The sequence below is a fragment of the Stutzerimonas nitrititolerans genome (assembly GCF_003696285.1).
GTDB lineage: Bacteria > Pseudomonadota > Gammaproteobacteria > Pseudomonadales > Pseudomonadaceae > Stutzerimonas > Stutzerimonas nitrititolerans.
In genome coordinates this window covers 262,971-286,095 of sequence record NZ_RFFL01000003.1, presented here as the reverse complement: position 1 = coordinate 286,095, position 23,125 = coordinate 262,971, and the positions used below count along the sequence as shown (strand labels likewise).

Sequence of the window (23,125 nt, the reverse complement as noted above, 5' to 3'; positions counted from 1 at the left end):
AACGCGCGCTCGATATCAAAATGTTAGCCCCGAGTGGTGCCCACGCAGGAGCGTGGGCACCATCAACCTTACATCGATGCGGCATCGCTACCGTAGGATGGGTTGAGCGCAGCGATACCCATCAATACTCATCACCTCCAAGGTTGCGTGCGATCACCAAACGCTGAATGTCACTGGTGCCCTCGTAGATCTGGCACACCCGCACATCGCGATAGATGCGTTCCACCGGGAAATCCTGCAGATAACCGTAACCGCCCAGCGTCTGGATCGCTGCCGAACAGACCCTCTCTGCCATTTCCGAAGCGAACAGCTTGGCCATGGACGCTTCCACCAGCGCAGGCTGGCCCGCCTCGCGAAGCGCGGCTGCGTGCAGCACCATCTGCCGGGCGACGGCGATCTGGGTCGCCATGTCCGCCAGGCGAAACGCGACCGCCTGGTGCTCGACGATCGGCTTGCCGAACGCCGCGCGCTCACGGGCATAGTCGCGGGCGGCTTCGAAGGCTGCGCGCGCCATGCCGACGGCCTGGGAGGCAATGCCGATGCGCCCGCCTTCCAGGTTCGCCAGAGCGATGCGGTAACCCTCGCCCTCCTCGCCCAGCCGCTGGGATTGGTGTATGCGCATGTCTTCGAACGCCAACTGGCAGGTGTCGGACGCGTGCTGGCCGAGCTTGTCCTCGACGCGCACTACCTGATAGCCCGGCGTGTCGGTCGGCACGATGAAGGCGCTGATGCCGCGTTTGCCGGCATCCGGGTCGGTCACGGCAAAGACGATCACCGTACCGGCATGCCGGCCGGAGGTGATGAACTGCTTGGCGCCGTTGATCACGTAGCCGTCGCCGTCGCGCCGGGCACGGGTGCGCAGGCTGCTGGCGTCCGAGCCCGCCTGGGGTTCGGTCAGGGCGAAGGCACCGATCTGTGTGCCGCTCGCCAGTGACGTCAGGTAGCGCCGTTTCTGCTCCTCGTTGCCGAAACGCAGGATCGGCACGCAGCCCACCGAGTTGTGCACGCTCATGATGGTCGAGCAGGCACCATCACCCGCGGCAATTTCTTCAAGTGCGAGCGCGTAGGCGACATAGCCGGTATCGCTGCCACCCCATTGCTCGGGCACCAGCATGCCGAAGAAGCCGAGCTGGGCCATCTCGGCGATCGTCTCTGCCGGATAGCGGTGCTCGCGGTCCCAGTCTGCGGCGAAGGGCTTCAGCCGCTCCCGGGCGAACTGCCGGGCCATGTCGCGGATGCTGGTTTGATCCCCATTGAGCAGCATGGTCGGTCCTCAATCGAGCAGTTCGACAGCCATCGCAGTCGCTTCGCCACCGCCGATGCAGATGGCCGCGATGCCCTTGCGCAGGCCGCGGTCACGCAGCGCGGCGATCAGCGTGACCAGGATCCGCGCGCCCGAGGCGCCGATGGGATGGCCCAGCGCACAGGCGCCACCGTTGACGTTGACCTTGGCATGTTCCAGCCCCAGCTCGCGCATGGCGACCATGCTGACCACGGCAAAGGCTTCGTTGATCTCGAACAGATCCACTTCGCCGGGACGCCAGCCGGTACGTTCCAGCAGCTTGTGAATGGCGCCGATGGGCGCCGTCGGGAACAGGTTGGGCGCATCGGCGAATACCGCGTGCCCGTGAACCACCGCCTGCGGCTTCAGGCCAAGCTGCTCGGCATGGGAGCGGCGCGTCAGCACCAGCGCAGCGGCGCCGTCGGAAATCGAACTGGAATTGGCCGCCGTGACACTGCCGCCTTCGCGGAACGCCGGCTTGAGCGTCGGGATCTTCTCCGGCATGGCCTTGGGCGGTTGCTCGTCGTCGCCAATGGTGCGCTGCTCGCGCCCCAGAGTGACGTCGACCGGGACTATCTCGCTGGCGAAGCGGCCGCTGGCAATGGCCTCGCGGGCACGCTGCAACGAGGTCAGCGCGTAGGCGTCCTGTTCTTCGCGGCTGAAGCCATGATGCTGCGCACAGTCTTCGGCAAAGGTGCCCATCAGTCGGCCCTTGTCGTAGGCATCCTCGAGGCCGTCGAGAAACATGTGGTCGAGCACCTTGCCGTGCCCCATGCGGTAGTCGCTCCGGGCCTTGTCCAGCAGATAGGGCGCGTTGGACATGCTTTCCATGCCCCCCGCCACGACCAGATCGACGCTGCCGGCGCGCAGCGCATCGTGGGCGAAGATCGCCGCCTGCATGCCCGAGCCGCACATCTTGTTCAACGTGGTGCAGGCAGTCGTCTTGCCCAGCCCGGCACCGAGCGCCGCCTGGCGTGCCGGCGCCTGGCCGAGGCCGGCCGGCAGCACACAGCCCATCAGCACTTGCTGCACCTGATCGGCCGCTATGCCGCTGCGTTCGACCGCCGCGCGAATCGCGGCGGCGCCCAACTCCGGCGCGCTGAGGCTTTTCAGGTCGCCCTGGAAACCGCCCATGGGCGTACGGGCCGTGCCGAGAATGACGATTGGATCGTTGTTCATCGTGTCTCTCCGATTATTTCGCGGCCATGCGCAACGCGCCGTCGAGGCGGATCACCTCGCCGTTGAGCATGTCGTTCTCGATGATCTGGCGTACCAGCGCGGCATACTCGTCCGGTCGCCCGAGGCGCGGCGGAAAGGGCACGCCGGCGGCCAGCGAATCGCGAATTTCCTGGGTCATGCCGGACATCATCGGCGTTTCGAACACCCCGGGCGCGATGGTCATGACCCGTATGCCGTGACGCGCCAGTTCGCGTGCGGCGGGCAACGTCATGGCGGCCACGCCGCCCTTGGATGCGGCATAGGCCGCCTGGCCGATCTGGCCGTCGTAAGCAGCGATGGAGGCGGTGTTGATGATCACGCCGCGATTGCCTTGCACATCCGGCTCGCCCTTCGCCATCGCCTCGGCTGCAAGGCGCAGCATGTTGAAGGTCCCGATCAGGTTGAGGTTGATCACCCGGGCGAAACCGTCCAGCCCATGCGGGCCCTGGCGTCCCAGAATCCTTTCGCCACTGGCGACGCCGGCGCAGTTGACCAGACCGTGCAGCCCGCCGAACTGCTCGAGTGCCGCATCGACGGCGGCCTGCGCCTCGGTCTCGCTGCGCACATCGATCACCACGCCCCAGGCATTGGCGCCGAGACGGCTGACCTGCCCGGCCAGGAGATCGGCATTGATATCCGCCAGCACCACTCGGGCACCAGCTGAAATCAGCACCTCGACGGTCGCGGCACCCAGTCCCGATGCGCCTCCGGTGATCAGAAAAACCTTGTCTTGGATATCCACGGTGGTTCCTCTTCGTTGGTGACCCCAGCCGTCACGGTGGCGTTGACAGTCAGCTCAGCACAGGCTTACGTTAACGTAAAGGTTACAGGCGTGCACGTTCTGTTTCTCGAACGAACTTGCCAAACGATAGCCAAATGGCCGAACGTCCGCTGACGTGTCGTCACGGCGAACCGGACATAACAACTACAAGATCAGCAGGTGCTCCATGAACCATTCCAGCCTCAACTTCGCCCTCGGTGAAACCATCGACATGCTGCGCGAGCAGGTGCAGGCCTTCGTCGCCGCCGAACTGGCGCCCCGCGCCGAGGCCATCGACCGGGAAAATCTGTTCCCGGCGGACATGTGGAAGAAGTTCGGCGAGATGGGCCTGCTCGGCGTGACCGTTTCCGAGGAGTACGGCGGTGCCGGCCTCGGCTACCTGGCCCATGTGGTAGTAATGGAAGAAATCAGCCGCGGCTCGGCCTCGGTCGCCCTCTCCTACGGCGCGCACTCGAACCTGTGCGTCAACCAGATCAACCGCAACGGCACGGCAGCGCAGAAAGAAAAATACCTGCCCAAGCTGATCAGCGGCGAACACGTCGGCGCGCTGGCCATGAGCGAGCCGAATGCCGGCTCCGACGTGGTCTCGATGAAGTTGCGCGCGGAAAAGCGTGGCGACCGTTATGTGCTCAACGGCAGCAAGACCTGGATCACCAACGGCCCGGACGCCAACACCTACGTGATCTACGCCAAGACCGACCTGGAAAGAGGCCCGCACGGCATCACCGCCTTCATCGTCGAGCGCGACTGGAAGGGATTCTCGCGCGGCAACAAGTTCGACAAGCTGGGCATGCGCGGCTCCAACACCTGCGAGCTGTTCTTCGATGACGTCGAGGTGCCGGAGGAAAACGTGCTGGGCGCCGAGAACGGCGGCGTCAAGGTGTTGATGAGCGGCCTGGACTACGAACGCGTGGTGCTCGCCGCCGGCCCCACCGGGATCATGCAGGCCTGCCTGGACGTAGTATTGCCCTACATCCATGACCGCAAGCAGTTCGGCCAGAGCATCGGCGAATTCCAGTTCATCCAGGGCAAGGTGGCCGACATGTACACCCAGCTGAACGCCAGCCGGGCCTACCTGTATACGGTCGCGCAGGCCTGCGACCGCGGCGAGACCACCCGCAAGGATGCCGCCGGGGTGATCCTCTACACCGCCGAGCGCGCCACGCAGATGGCGCTGGAAGCGATCCAGATCCTTGGTGGCAATGGCTACATCAACGAGTTCCCCACCGGTCGCCTGCTGCGCGACGCCAAGCTCTACGAGATCGGCGCCGGTACCAGTGAGATCCGTCGCATGCTGATCGGTCGCGAGCTGTTCAACGAATCCAGATGACCCGTAGGGTGGAAAACGGCCGCAGGCCTTTTCCACCACAACAGTAGTCAGGTGGAAATCGCTTCGCGGATTTCCACCCTACGGAGCCTGACCATGGCCATCCTGCATACCCAGATCAATCCCCGTTCGCCCGAGTACGCTACCAATAGCGCAGCGATGCTGGAACAGGTCGAGAATCTGCGCGCCCTGCTCGCCCGCGTCAGCGAAGGCGGTGGCGAGGTCGCTCAGCAGCGCCACCTGGCGCGCGGCAAATTGCTGGTGCGCGAGCGCATCGACGCCCTCCTCGACTCCGGTTCAGCCTTTCTCGAAGTCGCCCCGTTGGCGGCTTACGAGGTATACGGCGAGGACGTCGCCGCCGCCGGCGTGGTCGCCGGTATCGGCCGGGTCGAAGGCATCGAATGCATGATCATCGCCAACGACGCCACGGTAAAAGGCGGCACCTATTATCCGTTGACGGTGAAGAAGCATCTGCGCGCCCAGACCATCGCCCAGGAAAACCGTCTGCCGTGCATCTACCTGGTGGATTCCGGTGGTGCCAACCTGCCGCGCCAGGACGAAGTGTTTCCCGACCGCGAGCATTTCGGCCGCATCTTCTTCAACCAGGCCAACATGAGCGCCATGGGCATTCCGCAGATCGCCGTGGTCATGGGCTCCTGCACCGCAGGCGGCGCCTACGTGCCGGCCATGGCCGACGAAACCATCATGGTCCGCGAGCAGGCGACCATCTTCCTCGCCGGCCCGCCGCTGGTGAAAGCCGCTACCGGAGAAGTGGTGACCGCCGAGGAGCTGGGCGGCGCCGACGTGCACTGCAAGATTTCGGGCGTGGCCGACCACTATGCCGAGAACGACGAACATGCGCTGGCCATCGCTCGGCGCTGCGTCGCCAACCTCAACTGGCGCAAACAAGGGCAGTTGCAAGTGCGCGAGCCAAGGGCGCCGCTATACCCGGCCGACGAGCTTTACGGCGTGATCCCGGCCCAGGCCAAACAGCCCTACGACGTGCGTGAAGTGATCGCGCGACTGGTGGATGGCAGCGAATTCGATGAATTCAAGGCGCTGTTCGGTACCACCCTGGTGTGCGGCTTCGCCCACCTGCACGGCTACCCGATCGCCATCCTGGCGAACAACGGCATCCTGTTTTCCGAAGCCGCCCAGAAAGGCGCGCATTTCATCGAGCTGGCTTGCCAGCGCGGCATTCCGCTGCTGTTCCTGCAGAACATCACCGGCTTCATGGTTGGGCAGAAATACGAGGCCGGCGGCATCGCCAAGCACGGTGCCAAGCTGGTCACCGCGGTGGCCTGCGCGCGGGTGCCGAAGTTCACCGTGATCATCGGCGGCAGCTTCGGCGCCGGCAACTACGGCATGTGCGGCCGCGCCTACGACCCGCGTTTTCTGTTGATGTGGCCCAACGCCCGGATCGCCGTGATGGGCGGCGAACAGGCTGCCGGCGTGCTGGTGCAGGTCAAGCAGGAACAGAGCGAGCGCGCGGGCAAGGTGCTGGCTGAGGACGAGGCGGCGGCGATCAGGCAACCGATCCTCGAACAGTACGAGCGCCAGGGGCACCCCTACTATTCCAGCGCGCGACTGTGGGATGACGGCGTAATTGATCCTGCGCAGACCAGAGACGTGCTGGGCCTGGCAATCTCGGCAAGTCTCAACGCGCCGATCGAGACCACCCGCTTCGGCGTATTCCGCATGTAAGCCGCGCTTCGCCGATCGCTGACGACCGGAGCCCTGCCGGCAGGATCGGCGGCAAGAACCTACAGAGAGCCAGCATGACCGACTTCACCACCGTACAACTGGAAAAGGACCCGCGCGGCTTCGCCACCCTCTGGCTCGGTCGCCCGGAAAAGAACAACGCATTCAATGCCCTGATGATTCGCGAGCTGATCGCCGCCATCGCCGAGGTGCAGGCGGACGACGCGCTGCGCTTCCTGCTGCTGCGCGGTCGCGGCAAGCACTTCTCGGCCGGCGCCGATCTGGCCTGGATGCGCGAATCGGCCACGCTGGATTTCGAGACCAACCTAACCGAGGCGCACGAACTGGCCGAGTTGATGTATCGCCTCTACCACCTGAAGCTGCCGACCCTGGCCGTGGTGCAAGGCGCAGCCTTCGGCGGCGCGGTGGGGCTGATCGCCTGCTGCGACATGGCGATTGGCGCCGTCGATGCGCAGCTGTCGCTGTCCGAGGTCCGCATCGGCCTCGCGCCAGCCGTGATCAGCCCCTTCGTGGTCAAGGCCATCGGCGAGCGTGCCACGCGCCGCTATGCCCTGACCGGTGAGCGTTTCAGCGGCGAGCGCGCTCGGGAGCTCGGTTTGCTGTCGGAAAACTATGCGGCCGAGACGCTGGATGACAGCCTTTGCGACTGGATCGACACGCTGCTGTTGAACAGCCCGCAGGCCATGCGCGTCGGCAAGGATCTGTTGCGCGAGGTCAGCAGCGGAACGCTCAGCCAGGCGCTGCGCCGTTACACCGAGAACAGCATCGCCCGCATTCGCGTCAGCCCCGAGGGCCAGGAGGGGCTGGAAGCCTTTCTGGAGAAGCGCAAGCCGGGCTGGCAGGAGATGCCTGATGGTTGAAGTTGGCTGGCCATTCGCCCCCTCACCCCAGCCCTCTCCCCAAAGGGGCGAGGGGGTTGCTTCGGGCAGGGTTCTGGCCACGAAGCCAACCCCACACGGCCGTGCTTGTCCATCAATGTGCTTCGAGTTCACTCCATTTCCCTGCCCCACTCCGTCATCCCCTCTCCCCTCAGGGGAGAGGGCCAGGGTGAGGGGAACAACCTCCCAGGCCACGCAGGAACCACGACAATGCTGACCACCCTGCTGATCGCCAACCGCGGCGAAATCGCTTGCCGCGTGATGCGCACCGCCAAGGCCATGGGCCTGACCACCGTCGCGGTACACAGCGCGGTCGATGCCGACGCCCGGCATACCCGGGAGGCCGACATCCGCATCGACCTCGGCGGGGCCAAGCCGGCCGACAGCTATCTGCGCGCGGACAAGCTGATCGAAGCGGCCAGGGCCAGCGGAGCACAGGCCATCCACCCCGGCTACGGCTTCCTTTCGGAGAATGCCGAGTTTGCCCGTGCCTGTGAGACGGCCGGCCTGATCTTCCTCGGCCCGCCCGCCTCGGCCATCGAGGCAATGGGCAGCAAATCCGCCGCCAAGGCGCTGATGGAGCAAGCCGGCGTGCCCCTGGTGCCCGGCTATCACGGCGAGGCGCAGGATCCGGAAACATTCCGCCGCGCCGCCGAACAGATCGGCTACCCGGTGCTACTCAAGGCCGCTGCCGGTGGCGGCGGCAAAGGCATGAAGATCGTCGAGCGAGAAGCCGACCTGGTCGAAGCATTGCAATCGGCCCAGCGCGAAGCGCAGTCCTCGTTCGGCGACGCGCGCATGCTCGTGGAGAAATACCTGCTCAAGCCGCGGCACGTGGAAATCCAGGTATTTGCCGACCAGCACGGCCACTGCCTGTACCTCAACGAACGCGACTGCTCGATCCAGCGCCGCCACCAGAAAGTGGTCGAGGAAGCGCCCGCCCCGGGCCTGTCCATCGAGCTGCGTCGGGCCATGGGCGAGGCCGCGGTCAAGGCGGCGCAAGCTATCGGCTACGTCGGCGCGGGCACGGTCGAGTTTCTGCTGGATGCACGCGGCGAGTTCTTCTTCATGGAGATGAACACCCGCCTGCAGGTCGAGCATCCGGTCACCGAAGCCATCACCGGCCTCGATCTGGTCGCCTGGCAGATTCGTATCGCTCGGGGCGAGCCGCTGCCGATCACCCAGGCGCAGGTACCGCTGAACGGCCACGCCATCGAGGTGCGCCTGTACGCCGAAGACCCGGACAACAATTTCCTCCCCGCCACCGGCACTCTCGACCTGTATCGAGAATCCGCCGCCGGGCCAGGCCGGCGTGTCGACAGCGGCGTGGCCGAGGGCGACAGCATCTCGCCGTTCTACGACCCCATGCTCGGCAAGCTGATCGCCTGGGGCGAAAACCGTGAGGAAGCACGCCTGCGACTGTTGGCCATGCTGGATGAAACCTGTGTCGGCGGTGTACGTACCAACCTCGCTTTCCTACGCCGGGTGATTGGCCACCCCGCCTTCGCGGCGGCGGAGCTGGACACCGGCTTCATTCCCCGTCACGAAGCCGACCTGATGCGCACGCCCGGCGAGCTGTCGGACGCGTTCTGGCAACTGGCTGCCGAGTTGTTCGTCGAGACCGAGCCCACGCACATACGCAACGACGACGTGCATTCACCGTGGGCCAAGCGGGCCGGCTTGCGCCTCGGCATGCCGGCGCTGATCCGCGTGCATCTGTCGTGCAACGGTGAATGCCGGACCGTACGTGTAACGAACGAAGCCGTTTTACGTAGGAGCGAGCTCGCTCGCGAAACCGACACTGCAAGACCCATAGAAGCAGCATTCGCGAGCAAGCTCGCTCCTACAGGGGGCACATCTTCACCGAAGGCCATTCGCCAGGGCCCCACACTGTACTTGGAATGGAACGGCGAACTGCAGGCGATCAAGGTTTTCGATCCCATCGCCGCAGCCGAGGCCAGCCACCAGCAGCACGGTGGTCTGAGCGCGCCGATGAACGGCAGCATCGTTCGCGTGCTGGTCGAAGCCGGACAACGCGTCGAGGCCGGCAGCGTGCTGATCGTGATGGAAGCGATGAAGATGGAACACAGCATCCGTGCGGCCCAGGCTGGTGTGATCAAAAGCCTGTTGTGCAGCGAGGGTGAAATGGTCGGCGAAGGCACCGTGCTGCTGGAAATGGAACAAGCCTGACGTAGGGTGGAAAACGCCGGAGGCTTTTCCACCGGAATCGCCCACAGGTGGACAAGGCTGCGCCGTTGTCCACCCTACGCCCCAAACACGACACCGTAGGATGGAAAACTCGCGCAGCGATTTTCCAGCGATACTCACGCAACGGCGATCACCGTTACCCTGGAGGTCATATGAGCCTGCCCAAACAGGTCCGCCTGGTCGAAGTCGGCCCGCGCGACGGCCTGCAGAACGAGAAACAGCCAATCAGCATCGCCGACAAGGTGCGGCTGGTGGACGACCTCAGCGCCGCCGGCCTCGGCCATATCGAGGTCGGCAGTTTCGTCTCGCCCAAATGGGTGCCGCAGATGGCCGGCTCCGCCGAGGTGTTCGCACGGATCGCCCAGAAGCCCGGCGTGAGCTACACCGCGCTGACGCCGAACCTCAAGGGCCTGGAAGCTGCCATGGCAGCCGGAGTCAGTGAAGTGGCGGTGTTCGCCGCCGCATCCGAAGCCTTTTCACAGAAGAACATCAACTGCTCGATCGACGAGAGCCTGGCGCGCTTCGCCCCGCTGATGGAGGCTGCGCGCGAGAACGGCATCCGGGTGCGCGGCTATGTCTCCTGCGTGCTGGGTTGTCCCTACGAGGGCGAGGTCGATCCGGCGCAGGTGGCACGGGTAGCGCGCGAACTCTTTGCCATGGGCTGCTACGAGGTTTCGCTCGGCGATACCATCGGCACCGGCACACCGGGCAAGACGCGCCAACTGATCGATATCGTCAGCCGCGCCGTACCCCGCGACAAGCTGGCCGGGCACTTCCACGACACCTATGGCCAGGCGCTGGCGAACATCTATGCCAGCCTGCTGGAAGGCATCTGTGTGTTCGACAGCTCGGTCGCCGGGCTTGGCGGCTGCCCCTATGCCAAGGGCGCGAGCGGCAATGTCGCCAGCGAGGACGTGCTCTACATGCTCGACGGCCTGGGCATCGACACCGGCATCGACCTCGAGGCGCTGATCGCCGCCGGACAGCGCATCAGCGACGTACTGGGCCGGCCGAATGGATCGCGCGTGGCAAAGGCCCGGCAACACCGGGACTAGCGCCCGCAAGACTGGTGCACCGCGGCGGCCAGCCTGTAGCCTTGTGCCAGCAATCGCGAAAGCCCCGTTGCGGGCGAAAGGATGATCGATACCCCATGGCAAAACAGACCTACAGCATCTCCGACCTGGCCAGCGAGCTGGACATCACCACCCGCGCCATTCGCTTCTACGAAGAACAGGGCATGCTGTCGCCAACGCGCCGAGGCCAGGAGCGCATCTACGCCCCCAAGGATCGCGTCGCGCTGAAGCTGATCCTGCGCGGCAAGCGGCTGGGCTTTTCCCTGGCCGAATGCAAGACGCTCATCGAACTCTACGATCCCCGGGCCGGCAACCGGAAGCAGTTGGACAGCATGCTCGAACTGATCGCCGAACGCCGTCAGCAACTCGAGCAGCAACTGCTCGATATCCAGCAGATGCAGCTGGAGCTCGATACCGCCGAGGAACGCTGCCGCACGGCGCTCAAGGCAACCGGCGAGGCCTGAAGCCAGGGCCAGAGGCTCAATGGGGTAAGTCGGATTCATCCAGACAGGATCGTCCCCGCTCCTGGGGACGACCCCGGACGCTCCAGACTCCAACCTGAAAGTCAGACCCTAGTTATAGCGACCGCTCACGCCGCCGACGCTGTACTTACCAGCGCCGAGCAATGCAATCGCCACCGCGCCGAAGAGGAACATACCCTGTAGCTCGAGCGCCCAGCCGCCCATGGAACCGAGCGAGAACAGCTCCTGACTGTGTGCCAGGGCAAGCGCGACGAGCATGTTGCCGATGATCAGGACTGCGCCGACTCGGGTGTATAGCCCGATGATCACCAATACCGGCCCCACCACCTCTCCCAGATAGACGCCATAGGCGAGAAAGCCAGGCAGGCCCTGGCTGCCCAGCATTCCTGCGATCCCACCCACACCGTTCTGCAGTTTGAAGATGCCGTGCAACAACATCAGCACCCCCACAGATAGCCTCAGTACCAGTTTTCCCATGTCGTCAGTCATAGCTCGCCTCGTTCATTTACCCAGCTAGGGTCTGTTGCCATTTCGTCCGCGGCCGCGCCGGCGCCTGTTTTTACGCGCGGCAAGGCACGAGAAGCGAAGTTTGGTTGTTCCGAATAAGCGACGAGTAACGCCACATCGCGTAAAAACAGGCCCGGCCCGAAGGGTTGCGCGGGAAATGGCGCCAGCTGTCGTTGTAGGACTTGGCAAGGGAATAACCATTCCCTGCGTCCTACGCCTAACCTGGCGCCATTTCTCGCAGCAACGCGACTCGCGACGAAACGGCAACAGACCCTAGGCTCTAGCAAAATTAGATCAAGCCAGGCGCCATTGCTCCGTTTTGTATCCTCGACCCACCCGCCAATGCTCTAAAAGCACAGCTTCAATGGGCTTATCGCGCGCATCAAACCGTCCGACAATGGCGCGTACAGACGCCTTCTGCGATAGTTGCGCAGGCCAGCCGCCAAGCGGTTGGCACACTATCGGCCCACAAGGCCGATAGCATTCACGACGCATCACAAGTCTCGCTGCACCCTACCCGTCGCAGCCTGTAGCGTCCTTTCGCGCTATCCGCGCGTCCCGATGGTTAAACCAGCCATCCTCGTGCCACCGCTGCCATCAGCGCCTGGCCGTTCGCCGATAAAAACCAGAACCGATCCGAACAAGGACGCCTCATGAAACTGACCCGCTGCTTAACCGCGTTGGCCGCTGCCGCCGCGCTGTCCGCCAGCTTTGCCGCCTCTGCCCGCGAATACTCCGTTTCCACCGTACTCTCCGACGCCTTCCCCTGGGGCCAGGCCGCACAGAAGTGGGCTGACCTGGTCGAGGAACGCTCCAATGGCGAAATCACCCTGCGCGTCTATCCCAATGCGCAACTGGTCGCCGGCGACCAGACCAAGGAATTTTCCGCGATGCGCTCCGGCCTGATCGACATGGCGGTCGGCTCGACCATCAACTGGTCGCCGCAGGTACCGGAGCTGAACCTGTTCAACCTGCCCTTCCTCATGGCTGACAATGCCGACCTGGATGCCGTCACCCAAGGCGAGGCCGGCAAGCTGGCTTTCGCAGCCATCAAAAAGCGCGGCATCGTGCCGTTGGCCTGGGCCGAGAACGGCTTCCGTGAGCTTTCCAACTCGGCCAAGCCGGTGCAGACACCCGCGGACCTGGCCGGGCTGAAAATTCGCGTAGTCGGCTCGCCCCTGTTCCAGGACACCTTCAACGCCCTGGGCGCCAACCCCACCCAGATGAGCTGGGCCGATGCCAAGCCGGCACTCACTACCGGCGCCGTGGATGGCCAGGAAAATCCCCTCTCGGTATTCGACGTGGCGCGCATCGACCAGGTCGGACAGAAGTATCTGACCCTCTGGCACTACATGGCCGACCCACTGATTTTCGCCGTCAACCAGCGTGTCTGGAAGAAACTGCCTGAAGCCGACCGCGAACTGTTGCGCCAGGCGGCAATCGACGCTGGCAAATGGGAAATCGAGATGTCGCGCAGCGCTGAAGTCAAGCGTCTGGCCGATATTCGCGAGCGTGGCGTCGAAGTGATCGAACTGACCGACGAGCAACGCCAGGCCTTCGTCGAGGCCACCCGCAGCGTGCATGAAACCTGGGCGCCGAAGATCGGCACCGAGTTGCTGGACGCTGCCCGCACCGCCATCGCCGAGTAAAAAACCGTTTTGCCTCGGCGGCTACATGCCGCCGGGGTCGAGGAAACCCATGAACAATCGACAGGACGCGCGCCTTGAGCGCGTACTGGCTACCCTGGCGCTGGTCATCATCAGCCTGATCAGCCTGGCCAACGTGGTAGTGCGTTACTTTACCGATGCTTCTTTCGCGTTTACCGAAGAGCTTTCAGTCTTTCTCCTGGTCATCCTGACCTTTGCCGGCGCCTCGGTAGCGATGCGCAGCAATCGGCATATTCGCATCGGCTTTCTCGAGCGACTGTTCCCGCGGTTGCGCGTGCCGCTGATCGTGCTGCAGTGGCTGGCCAGTGTGGCCGTGCTGGGTCTGGTGGTCTGGTTCGCCGGGCAATTCGCGCTGGAAGAGTACCAATGGGAATCGGAGTCGCCGGGGCTCGGTTTGCCGAACTGGTGGTATGTCGTCTGGCTGCCATTGCTGGCATTGCTGATGATCGTGCGACTGAGCCAGATGACCCTGGACCGACTGCGCGGGAGGCTCACCGATGAGCCCTGATTTCTGGATGCTCGTCAGCTTCCTGCTGTTGCTGCTGATAGGCGTGCCGGTTGCATTTTCCCTGGCGCTATCCGGCGCGATAGGCATTCTCGTCGGCCTCACGCCGGACATGCTCGCCACGCTGGGTACCAATACCTACAACGGCGTCGCCAAGTATCCGCTGATCGCCATCCCGCTGTTCATCCTTACCGGTCTCGTTTTCGAGAAATCCGGCGTCGCCTTGCGTCTGGTGCGCTTCGCCCAGGCACTGATCGGCCCGCGCCACGGCGGTCTGGCGATGGTGGCCATTCTCGTCTGCCTGATCATGGGCGGCATGAGCGGTTCGGGCCCGGCAGATGCTGCCGCGGTGGCGATGGTGATGCTGCCGAGCATGACCAAGGCGGGCTACCCGAAGCCCTTCTCGGCGACGTTGATTGCCGCCTCCGCCTCCACTGCCATCCTGATTCCGCCCTCCATCGCGCTGATCCTCTATTCGATCGTGGTACCGGGCGTGGATCTGCGTGCGTTGTTCGCCGCGGGCCTGTTTCCGGGAATCATCGCCGGCCTGGTGCTGGTGCTGCCGGCCTGGCTGCTGGCCCGACGCTATGGCTGGGAAAACCCCGAAGGAGCCGAACGCCCGCCCTTGGGCGAAAGCTTCCGCCAGGCCCTGCCCGCGCTGTTTGCGCCGGTGCTGATCCTCGGAGGGCTGCGCAGCGGCCTGTTCACACCCACCGAAGCGGCCGTGGCCGGCGTCGCCTACGGCGTGCTGGTCGGCCTGTTCGTCACTCGTGAGCTGAACTGGCGCAACCTCTGGAAGCTCTGCGGTGAAGCAGGTGTGATTTCCGGCGTGGTGATGCTGATCATCGCCCTGGCCGGCATCTTCGCCTGGGCCGGAACCATGCTCGGCACCTTCCGCCACTTGGCCGAATGGCTGATCTCGCTATCAGACAATGGTGCGGTGCTGTTGATCCTGGTGATGGTGGCGGTGTTGCTGGCGGGCATGCTGCTCGATGCCATTTCGATCTACCTGATCCTGATGCCCATTCTGATTCCGGTAATGCAGCACTTCGGCTGGAACCCGGTATGGTTCGGCATTCTGCTGGCGATGAACATCGCCATCGGCCAGTTCACCCCGCCGGTCGCGATCAACCTGATGGTCACCGCCGAGGTCGCCAGGATCCGCCTGGAACAGACGGTCGGCTGGGCCCTGCTGTTCGTGCTGGTGATGGGTAGCGCGCTGGTACTGGTCGCAATCTTCCCGGAAATCGCACTGTGGTTGCCGCGAGTGCTGGGTTACGCGGTGTAGCGCCACCCGAAGCGGACGGTAGCCATGGTTGCCGTCCGCGTAGCCCTTTGATGTGACGTCTCCCGCCTCGCCCGCCAGTATCGGCTTGGCTATGCTGACGTCGACCGCCTCATCCACCTGCCCTGCAAGGGAGTCGCCTTGTCATGCCCACCACGGAGTTCCTGATCACCTCGCTCATCGTCGTGCTCATTCCCGGAACCGGTGTCATCTTCACCGTTTCGGCCGGGCTGATGCAGGGCCGCCGCGCTGCTTTTCTGGCTTCGATCGGCTGCACGCTGGGTATCATTCCGCACCTGCTCGCGACGGTACTGGGACTTGCAGCGGTCATGCATGCGAGCGCCCTGGCCTTCGAAGTGCTCAAGTACGCCGGCGCGGCCTATCTGCTCTATCTGGCAGTCGCCACCTGGAGGGACCGTTCGGCATTCACGGTGCAGACGGTGAAGGACGAACACGGGCCGTCTGGCCTGGTAACGAAAGCCTTTCTGCTGAACATCCTGAACCCCAAGCTCACGATCTTTTTCCTGGCCTTCCTGCCGCAGTTCGTCGAGCCCGGCAGCTCGTCACCATCGCTGCAACTGCTGTCGCTCAGTGCCGTGTTCATGCTGATGACCTTCGCGGTATTCGCGGTGTATGGCTTGCTGGCCGATACCTTTCGAACGGCCGTCATCGAGTCGGCTCGTGTCCAGGCCTGGCTGCGGCGGGGCTTTGCCGGTGCATTTGCCGGGCTTGGCGCGCAGCTCGCGTTATCCGGTCGTGATGCCTAGGGTCTGTTGCCATTGGTACGCGGCTCGCGCCGAAACGGCGGCAGTCCCTAGCTGCCACCGTTCACCGACAAGAGCCAAGCCACTCTCTCAACCCGCCAGCACGCTATCGACCAGCGCCTTGGCTTCCGCCTGGATGCGCTCCAGGTGCGCCTGGCCTTCGAAGCTTTCGGCGTAGATCTTGTAGACGTCCTCGGTGCCGGATGGCCGCGCAGCGAACCAGCCGTTATCGGTGACCACCTTCAATCCGCCAATCGCTGCGCCATTGCCCGGCGCCTCGGTGAGAATCTGGGTGATGGGCTGACCGGCCAATTCCGATGCCGAGACCTGCGAGGCCGACAATTTGCCCAGCCTGGCCTTCTGCTCGCGATCAGCCGGCGCATCGATGCGCTGATACACCGGCGCGCCGAAGCGCTCGGTCAATGCCCGATAGCGCTCCCCCGGGTCCTTGCCGGTGACGGCGGTTATCTCCGCCGCCAGCAGGCCGAGGATGATGCCGTCCTTGTCGGTCGACCAGGCGCTGCCGCTCTTGCACAGGAACGAAGCCCCGGCAGACTCCTCGCCACCGAAGCCAAGGCTGCCGTCCATCAGGCCGTCGACGAACCACTTGAAGCCGACCGGTACCTCGATCACCTGTCGGCCGATCCCGCTGGCCACGCGGTCGATCATCGAAGAGGACACCAGCGTCTTGCCGATGGCCGCCTGGGCGCTCCATTCGGGGCGGTGGGTGAACAGGTATTCGATGGCCACGGCGAGGTAATGGTTAGGGTTGAGCAGCCCACTGGAGCGGGCCACGATGCCATGCCGATCATGATCGGTGTCGCAGGCGAAGGCCACATCGAAGCGGTCCTTGCTTTCGATCAGCCCGGCCATGGCGTGGGGTGAGCTGCAGTCCATGCGGATCTTGCCGTCCCAGTCCAGACGCATGAAGCGGAAGGTCGGATCGATGCGGGTCGACAGCACCTCCAGCGGCAAAGCGTAGCGCTCAGCGATGCGCGACCAGTAATGCACACCGGCACCACCCAGCGGATCGACCGCGAACTTCAGCCCGGAACGGCGAATCGCCTCCAGATCGATCACCTGCCCCAAGCCGCTCACGTAGTGATCGATGAAGTCGAAACGGCGGACATGGGATGATTTCAGCGCCTGGGCGAAATCCATCCGTTCGACGCCCCGGAGTCCAGCCACCAGCAAGGCATTGGCGCGGTCCTGAATCCATCTGGTCACGCCCGTATCGGCCGGCCCGCCGTTGCAGGGGTTGTACTTGAAGCCGCCGTCGGCCGGCGGGTTGTGCGACGGCGTGATGACGATGCCATCGGCCAGCCCGTTGCTGCGGCCCTTGTTGTACTCCAGGATCGCATGGGAGATCGCCGGGGTCGGCGTATAGCCGGGCTCGCCATTGGTTTCGGCACAACCGGAATCGATGCGCGTCTCTACGCCGTTGGCAGCCAGCACTTCGAGCGCCGAAACGAACGCCGGCTCGGACAGCGCGTGGGTATCCATGCCGACGAACAGCGGGCCGTCGATGCCCTGCTCACGGCGGTAATCGCAGATCGCCTGGGTCACCGCCAGGATGTGCCATTCGTTGAAGCTGTTCTTGAGCGAGGAGCCGCGATGCCCGGACGTGCCGAAAGCGACCTGCTGGGCGGGGTCCGACGGCTCGGGGCGCTCGCTGTAGTAGCGCGAAATCAGGCGCGGAATATTGGTCAGGGTGCTGTCGTCAGGCAGGCGTCCTGCGTTGAGGTCGAGGCTCATCTGTCGTTCCTTAGAGAAAATGGAAACGCCACCTCGAATAAATCACGGGCGGCACGGGAAGCAGCAAACGCAAAAGGTATTGCTCAACCTAGGCGCTAAGACCCCCACCCCTTGGGTTTTGGTTCCCGTGAACGTTCGGGGCTGGCCGCCCGCGGATGATATTGCCGGCAGCCACCGCTGCCAAATCTCGTTGCAAGCAGGCTAAGCGGTCTTGGCGGCTGCCGAGAGACTGGCCGGACGCTGCTCTCGAAACGCAACCAAAAATGCCAGGAAGACACCGAGCGCGAACACCGCCGGGAACAGCCAGATGCTCTGCCAGTCGTGCCCCGGGACTGCGGCGAAATGATCGGTCACCTTGCCGGCCACCCAGAAGCCGATGAGCATGCCGACGCCATAGGTGGCCAGTGTGATCAGCCCTTGTGCCGAGCCCTTGAAGGTTTCGCCGGCCTTGGTGTCCGTATAGATCTGTCCGGAAACGAAGAAGAAGTCGTAGCAGATCCCGTGCAAGGCGATGCCGACCACCAGCATGAAGAGCAGATCGCCGTTATTGCCGTAGGCGAACAGCGCGTAGCGCAACGTCCAGGCGAGCATGCCCAGCAGCAGCGTCTTCTTGATGCCGAAACGCTGGATGAACAGCGGCAGCAGCAACATGAACAGCACCTCGGAAATCTGCCCCAGGGTCATCTTGCCGGTCGGGTTGTCCACGCCGATCTCGGCAAGGAAGGGGTTGGCGTTCTGGTAGTAGAAGGCCAGTGGAATGCAGATCAGCACCGAGGCGACGAAGAAGATGGCGAAGCTGCGATCCTTCAGCAGCCTGAGCGCATCCAGGCCGAGGATCGCTCTCAGACCGCCCTGCTCGCGCCGGGCCAGTGGTGGCGTGCTGGGCAGGCTGAAGCTGTACAGCCCAAGCAACGCGGACGCGATGGCGCACATCAGGAAGGTGTTGCGTAGCGCACCGGCCGCGATGGCTTGTTGGGAATCCCAGCCGAACAGAAAACTGATCACCAGCCCAGCGATGATCCAGCCCACTGTGCCCCACACCCTGATCTTCGAAAACTCCTGCGCCGGATCGCGCATCTGCCGGAAGGCCACTGCGTTCACCAAGGCCAATGTGGGCATGTAGACGATCATGTAGCTCAGCACGAATGGGTAGAACGCCGCGAAGTCGCTGGCCCGGTAAAGCTGGAACAACAGTACCGCACCGACCAGGTGCAGGATGGCGAGCAGGCGCTCGGCATTGAAATAACGATCGGCGATCAGCCCGATCACGAACGGCGCCAGGATCGCGCCCCATGATTGGGTCGAGAAGGCCATGCCGATCTGGCCGCCGGTCGCGCTCAGGTTGTTGGCGAGAAAGGTGCCGAGGGTGACGAACCAGCCGCCCCAGATGAAGAACTGCAGGAACATCATCAGGCTCAGCCGTACATTGAGTGTGCTCATGGTCTTGTCCTTGTTGTTGTGCACGCCTGTCGTGAAAAAGCGCCTAATCGAGCCCCAACAGCCGGCGGTTACTCGACGTACTGCCTTCAACGCCAGCGAAATCGTCGAAGGCTCGCGTGGCGCGGTCGATCAGTTGCTGCCGAATGAAATGGGCGCCTTCCGCCGCTCCCTGCCCTGCATCCTTGAGGCAGCATTCCCATTCGAGTACTGCCCAGCCGTCATAGCCGTACTGCGTCAGCTTGCTGAATATCTGCTTGAAATCGATCTGGCCGTCGCCCGGCGAGCGAAACCGTCCGGGGCGCTCAAGCCAGCCCTGGTAACCGCCGTAGACGCCAGAACGGGCGTCCGGGCGGAACTCCGCGTCCTTGACGTGAAACATGCCGATGCGTTCGTGGTAGCGGTCGATGAAGCCGAGGTAATCCATCTGCTGCAGCAGCATGTGGCTCGGGTCGTAGAGAATCTTTGCGCGCGGGTGCTGGTCCACTGCATCGAGAAAACGCTCGAACGAGGCGCCGTCGTGCAGATCCTCGCCGGGGTGGATCTCGAAACACAGGTCGACCCCGGCCTCCCCGAACGCATCGAGGATCGGCCGCCAACGCCGCGCCAATTCGGCGAAGCCCTCCTCGACCAGGCCGCTCGGTCGCTGTGGCCAGGGATACATGTACGGCCATAACAACGCACCGGAAAACGTCGCATGGGCGCTGAGCCCCAGACGTTGGCTGGCCTTGGCCGCGAGGTGCAACTGCTCGATGGCCCACGCGCTACGGGCCTTTGGCTGGCCACGCAGTTCCACCGGCGCGAACTCATCGAACAGACCATCGAACGCCGGGTGCACCGCCACCAGTTGGCCTTGCAGATGGGTCGAAAGTTCGCTGATTTCGACGCCGGCCTCGGCGCAGAGCCCCTTGAGCTCGTCGCAGTAGGTCTGGCTTTCCGCGGCGCGTTGCAGGTCCAGGCACTGCGTTCCGAGCGTTGGCAGCTGAATCCCGCTATAACCGAGCGAGGCCGCCCAGTGCGCCAGGTTCGGCAGGTTGTCGAACGGCGCCTGCGACCCGAGAAACTGCGCAAGGAAGATGGCCGGGCCACGAATGGCCGGACCGCGAGTACCGCTGGGTGTCGTGGGCTGCTGCATCTTGGGCTCCTATCGTTCGGTAACGGCCAGCGTCGTCCACTTGTTGGCGCCGTGATGGCTGGCAACGACCGTCTCGATGAAGGCCATGCCGCGCAGACCGGCAGCGACACCCGGCACTTCGGGCGTGCGCCCCAGGCGGATGGACGTGGCGAAGTCGGTATAGAGATTGGCCATCGCTTCGAGATACCCCTCGGGATGCCCGGCGGGCAGGCGCAGACGCCGAAGCGCCTCATCGCACAGCCAACGCTGGTCGACTCCGGCCCGCAGCACCCGTAACGCCTCGCCAAGCGGCCGGTGAACCAGGCTGTTCGGCTCCTCCTGACGCCAGTCGAGTCCGCCGCGCTCGCCGTACAGGCGCAGCGTCAGGCCGTTCTCTTCGCCGGTGCAGACCTGGCTGGCGACGAGTACGCCGCTGGCGCCACCGTCGGTCCGGAACAGCACGGCACCGTCATCGTCGAGCTGCCGTCCCGCGACATGCACGCCAAGATCCGCGCACAGTCGCTCGATGCGCTGGCCGCTGACAAACTCGGCCAGGTTGAACGCGTGAATGCCGATGTCGCCCATGCACCCACTCGGTCCTGCCTTGGCTGGCTCGTCGCGCCAGGTCGCCTGCTTGTTGCCCTGCCCCGCCAGGTCTTCGCTCAGCCAGCCCTGCGGATACTCGACGAATATCTTGCGCAGTCGACCGAGCGTGCCGGTCTGCACCATATGCCGCGCCTGCCAGACCATCGGATATCCCTGGTAGGTATGCGCCAGCCCATACAGTCGGCCACTGTCGGCCTGGGTGGCGGCAAGCGCCTGCATGTCAGCCAGCGACAGTGCTGCCGGCTTCTCGGAAAACACATGGAAGCCGGCACGCAAGGCCGCCTCGGCAATGGGCGCATGCAGATGGTTGGGCGTCACGATGGCCAGCAGCTCCATGCGCTGATCCATCGGGCGCGCCTGCTCGGCCGCCAGCAGCGTCTCCCAGGCGTCATAACAACGCCCCGGTTCGAGATGCAGAACCGCACCACTGCGGTTGTTGTTGCCAGGGTCGCGGCTGAAGGCACCGCAGACCAACTCGATAAGGCCATCGAGGCGCATCGCCTGTCGGTGCACCTCGCCGATGAACGCTCCGTCACCGCCACCGACCATACCCACCCGAACCTTCGATTGACCGGTTGAATCCATGCCTTTGCTCCAGTTCTCGAGATTTGATCACTTGCAATGTAACCGGTTACATTGCATCAGACGCTAGCAGCAAAGCCGTCACTGTCAAGCTGGAATAGGACGCAACAAGCGAGCGACCGCGGTGACGTCGCTGCGTTACGCTGCGGGCTGAGCCGATTGGGCCAGCAACGACCATCGAGGGGTTATGCCGAACATTCGCAAGGTGGCCGAACTGGCCGGAGTATCCGTCGCGACCGTCTCACGCACATTGAAGACGCCCGAAAGGGTTTCTCCGCAGACCCGCGACCGGGTGCACTCGGCAGTCGAACAGGCCGGCTATCGCCCGAATCTGATGGCCGTGCAGTTCCGCTCGCGCAAAACACGCAACCTCGTGGTGCTGGTCCCTGTGATTGCCAATGTGTTCTTCGCCCGCGTCATCAGCGGCATACAAGAGGCCGCGCAATCGTTCAACTACCGCGTACTGCTGTGCGATACCTGGGGGCGCGAAGAAGTCGAGACCGCTTATGCCGAACTGGTTCACGCCCACCAGGCAGATGGCGTGATCCAGCTTCGCGCCTTCAATCCTTTCGGCGAAACCTGTCGTCACGGCGACAGCCTGCCACCGATGGTCAACGCCTGCGAAGTGCTCGATGCGCCACCCTGCCCCAGCGTTCGCCTGGACAACCGCGCCGCGGCCCGCGCGATGACTGAACACTTGCTCGCACTGGGCCATCGTCGCATCGGCCTGATCAAGGGCCCACAAGGCAGCCCGCTGACGCGCGAGCGCATCGCCGGCTACGAAGATGCCCTGAGGGAAGCAGGCATCGCCCCCGACCCCGAGCTGCTGTGCCGCGGCAATTTCACACTGCAGGCCGGCTACGAAGCTGCCGGCCTGCTCATGCGCTGTGCGGATCGACCCACGGCGATTTTCTGCGAGAACGACGAGATGGCGATCGGTGCCATCCAGCGCATCCGTCAGGGCGGTTTTCGCGTCCCCCAGGACGTATCGGTCGCCGGGTTCGATGACATCCCCTTCGCCGCATTCTGCGACCCACCGCTGACGACCATCGCACAGCCCGCCGAGGCATTCGGAAGGCACGCGGTCGAGATGCTGGTGGCACAGTTCGAACAGCGCCCGCTCGATACCCCTCACCTGATTCTGCCGTACAGCCTGGTGGTGCGCGGCAGCACGGCGGCGGCGCCCCGATGCCCTGCCTGATCTTCGCTCGCTGCTTCGTGGACGCCCTCTGAAGGATCCGATTCGCGCCGGCCTCTCCAGCTCCCAACGGACATTCCGTCGCCCGGCGTTAAACATAAGCGCCAACGGACCGATAACCCGGATGCCAGGCGAAGTGGGCGAACGTCCCGACTTCGCGGTCTGTCGCCGGTCTCGTCGCGGCTTCGCATGAAGCAATGCTCGAAACGCCGGTATCACCCTCTGCAAACGGAAGCCTTTGCCGTGCAACTCATCGATAACAGAGCGCTGATCAACGATGCCCTGAGCCAGTCGGCGGCACTGACTGGCAGCCGTTTCGATCATCGCTACTGGTTGAGCAAGGTGGCGGACGTCAAGTTGCTGATCATCTCCAAACCGGAGGTGCTGTTCGATCTGTCGGTGAAGGTCTACATCCCCCTCGCACCCGGGCAGAAGACGCCGCTCACCTATGGCGATGGCTGGTTCAACTGGCACTTCCTGGGCAGCAAAGGGGCGATGGTGGTGATCGCCCGGGAAATCATCGTCAGCGCGATGCGCAGCCAGAAGAATCGATCACCCGTACTGCAAGGCTGGCTCGCCGCACTGGTGTCGTACAGGAACAGCGACCAGACCATTGCGGTGCTGGAGCCGGAATCGGGACAGAACCAGGCTTTGTGAGAATCGCTGGCTGCTCTGCGCCACTGATCGTCCAGTCGTTGCCAACCTGACGGCAAACTGTATAAATACACAGTCTC

Annotated in this window: 20 protein-coding genes; 12 read left to right on the top strand and 8 right to left on the bottom strand. The window is 64.0% G+C overall.

Annotated elements, in window-relative coordinates; translation table 11 throughout:
• Positions 1 to 121: 121 nt before the first annotated feature.
• From EA795_RS05280 to EA795_RS05270, 3 genes are read right to left on the bottom strand one after another with little or no spacing between them, the layout of a single operon-like run.
• Positions 122 to 1,264, bottom strand: coding sequence for an acyl-CoA dehydrogenase (locus EA795_RS05280; protein WP_122075953.1), 1,143 nt, complete (start codon positions 1,262 to 1,264; stop codon positions 122 to 124).
• Between the two features lie 9 nt (positions 1,265 to 1,273).
• Positions 1,274 to 2,461 carry an acetyl-CoA C-acyltransferase gene (locus tag EA795_RS05275; protein ID WP_122075951.1) on the bottom strand — a complete coding sequence of 396 codons (1,188 nt, stop codon included), beginning with the start codon at positions 2,459 to 2,461 and terminating at the stop codon, positions 1,274 to 1,276.
• Positions 2,462 to 2,474: 13 nt separating this feature from the next.
• Positions 2,475 to 3,242 carry a 3-hydroxyacyl-CoA dehydrogenase gene (locus EA795_RS05270; RefSeq protein ID WP_122075949.1) on the bottom strand — a complete coding sequence of 256 codons (768 nt, stop codon included), beginning with the start codon at positions 3,240 to 3,242 and terminating at the stop codon, positions 2,475 to 2,477.
• A 205-nt stretch (positions 3,243 to 3,447) separates the two neighbouring features.
• On the opposite strand from EA795_RS05270, the gene EA795_RS05265 reads away from it, so the two are divergent.
• The 6 genes from EA795_RS05265 to EA795_RS05240 all read left to right on the top strand — a co-directional run bounded on the left by EA795_RS05265 (position 3,448) and on the right by EA795_RS05240 (position 10,953).
• Positions 3,448 to 4,611 (top strand): isovaleryl-CoA dehydrogenase, encoded by a 1,164-nt coding sequence (locus EA795_RS05265; protein ID WP_122075947.1) that lies wholly within the window; start codon positions 3,448 to 3,450, stop codon positions 4,609 to 4,611.
• 93 nt (positions 4,612 to 4,704) lie between these two features.
• Positions 4,705 to 6,312, top strand: a complete 1,608-nt coding sequence (locus EA795_RS05260) for a carboxyl transferase domain-containing protein (protein WP_122075945.1) — start codon at positions 4,705 to 4,707, stop codon at positions 6,310 to 6,312.
• 74 nt (positions 6,313 to 6,386) lie between these two features.
• The gene (locus tag EA795_RS05255; RefSeq protein WP_122075943.1) at positions 6,387 to 7,190 is read left to right on the top strand and encodes a gamma-carboxygeranoyl-CoA hydratase; all 804 of its coding nucleotides are present in this window, start codon (positions 6,387 to 6,389) and stop codon (positions 7,188 to 7,190) included.
• 228 nt (positions 7,191 to 7,418) lie between these two features.
• Positions 7,419 to 9,398 (top strand): acetyl-CoA carboxylase biotin carboxylase subunit, encoded by a 1,980-nt coding sequence (locus EA795_RS05250; protein WP_122075941.1) that lies wholly within the window; start codon positions 7,419 to 7,421, stop codon positions 9,396 to 9,398.
• Positions 9,399 to 9,568: 170 nt separating this feature from the next.
• Positions 9,569 to 10,471: a hydroxymethylglutaryl-CoA lyase gene (locus EA795_RS05245; RefSeq protein WP_122075939.1), complete on the top strand. Its 903-nt coding sequence runs from the start codon at positions 9,569 to 9,571 to the stop codon at positions 10,469 to 10,471.
• Positions 10,472 to 10,566: 95 nt separating this feature from the next.
• On the top strand, positions 10,567 to 10,953 hold the full coding sequence (locus EA795_RS05240; protein WP_014852867.1) for a MerR family transcriptional regulator: 387 nt from the start codon (positions 10,567 to 10,569) through the stop codon (positions 10,951 to 10,953).
• 108 nt (positions 10,954 to 11,061) lie between these two features.
• Here the strand turns inward: EA795_RS05240 and EA795_RS05235 are convergent, their stop codons facing one another.
• Positions 11,062 to 11,460, bottom strand: a complete 399-nt coding sequence (locus EA795_RS05235) for a DoxX family protein (protein WP_058076855.1) — start codon at positions 11,458 to 11,460, stop codon at positions 11,062 to 11,064.
• Positions 11,461 to 12,131: 671 nt separating this feature from the next.
• On the opposite strand from EA795_RS05235, the gene EA795_RS05225 reads away from it, so the two are divergent.
• From EA795_RS05225 to EA795_RS05210, 4 genes are all read left to right on the top strand, one after another.
• Positions 12,132 to 13,127, top strand: a complete 996-nt coding sequence (locus EA795_RS05225; RefSeq protein WP_058076854.1) for a DctP family TRAP transporter solute-binding subunit — start codon at positions 12,132 to 12,134, stop codon at positions 13,125 to 13,127.
• A 49-nt stretch (positions 13,128 to 13,176) separates the two neighbouring features.
• Positions 13,177 to 13,653, top strand: coding sequence for a TRAP transporter small permease (locus EA795_RS05220; protein ID WP_014852870.1), 477 nt, complete (start codon positions 13,177 to 13,179; stop codon positions 13,651 to 13,653).
• On the top strand, positions 13,643 to 14,938 hold the full coding sequence (locus EA795_RS05215; RefSeq protein WP_122075935.1) for a TRAP transporter large permease: 1,296 nt from the start codon (positions 13,643 to 13,645) through the stop codon (positions 14,936 to 14,938). Before EA795_RS05220 ends, EA795_RS05215 begins: the two co-directional genes overlap by 11 nt.
• 143 nt (positions 14,939 to 15,081) lie before the next feature.
• A complete protein-coding gene (locus EA795_RS05210; protein ID WP_122075933.1) occupies positions 15,082 to 15,702 on the top strand; it encodes a LysE family translocator in 621 nt (206 codons plus the stop codon).
• 87 nt (positions 15,703 to 15,789) lie between these two features.
• Here the strand turns inward: EA795_RS05210 and pgm are convergent, their stop codons facing one another.
• The 4 genes from pgm to EA795_RS05190 all read right to left on the bottom strand — a co-directional run bounded on the left by pgm (position 15,790) and on the right by EA795_RS05190 (position 21,196).
• Positions 15,790 to 17,454 (bottom strand): phosphoglucomutase (alpha-D-glucose-1,6-bisphosphate-dependent), encoded by a 1,665-nt coding sequence (pgm, locus tag EA795_RS05205; RefSeq protein WP_122075931.1) that lies wholly within the window; start codon positions 17,452 to 17,454, stop codon positions 15,790 to 15,792.
• A gap of 201 nt (positions 17,455 to 17,655) precedes the next feature.
• The gene (locus EA795_RS05200; protein ID WP_122076048.1) at positions 17,656 to 18,894 is read right to left on the bottom strand and encodes a nucleoside permease; all 1,239 of its coding nucleotides are present in this window, start codon (positions 18,892 to 18,894) and stop codon (positions 17,656 to 17,658) included.
• A 43-nt stretch (positions 18,895 to 18,937) separates the two neighbouring features.
• Positions 18,938 to 20,026 (bottom strand): sugar phosphate isomerase/epimerase family protein, encoded by a 1,089-nt coding sequence (locus EA795_RS05195; protein WP_122075929.1) that lies wholly within the window; start codon positions 20,024 to 20,026, stop codon positions 18,938 to 18,940.
• Positions 20,027 to 20,035: 9 nt separating this feature from the next.
• Positions 20,036 to 21,196, bottom strand: coding sequence for a Gfo/Idh/MocA family protein (locus EA795_RS05190; RefSeq protein WP_122075927.1), 1,161 nt, complete (start codon positions 21,194 to 21,196; stop codon positions 20,036 to 20,038).
• Positions 21,197 to 21,380: 184 nt separating this feature from the next.
• Here EA795_RS05190 and EA795_RS05185 point away from each other — a divergent pair, with 184 nt between their 5' ends.
• Together EA795_RS05185 and EA795_RS05180 are read left to right on the top strand one after the other, a co-directional pair.
• Positions 21,381 to 22,394, top strand: a complete 1,014-nt coding sequence (locus EA795_RS05185) for a LacI family DNA-binding transcriptional regulator (RefSeq protein ID WP_122075926.1) — start codon at positions 21,381 to 21,383, stop codon at positions 22,392 to 22,394.
• Positions 22,395 to 22,634: 240 nt separating this feature from the next.
• Positions 22,635 to 23,048, top strand: a complete 414-nt coding sequence (locus EA795_RS05180; RefSeq protein ID WP_058076848.1) for a hypothetical protein — start codon at positions 22,635 to 22,637, stop codon at positions 23,046 to 23,048.
• Positions 23,049 to 23,125 lie beyond the last annotated feature (77 nt).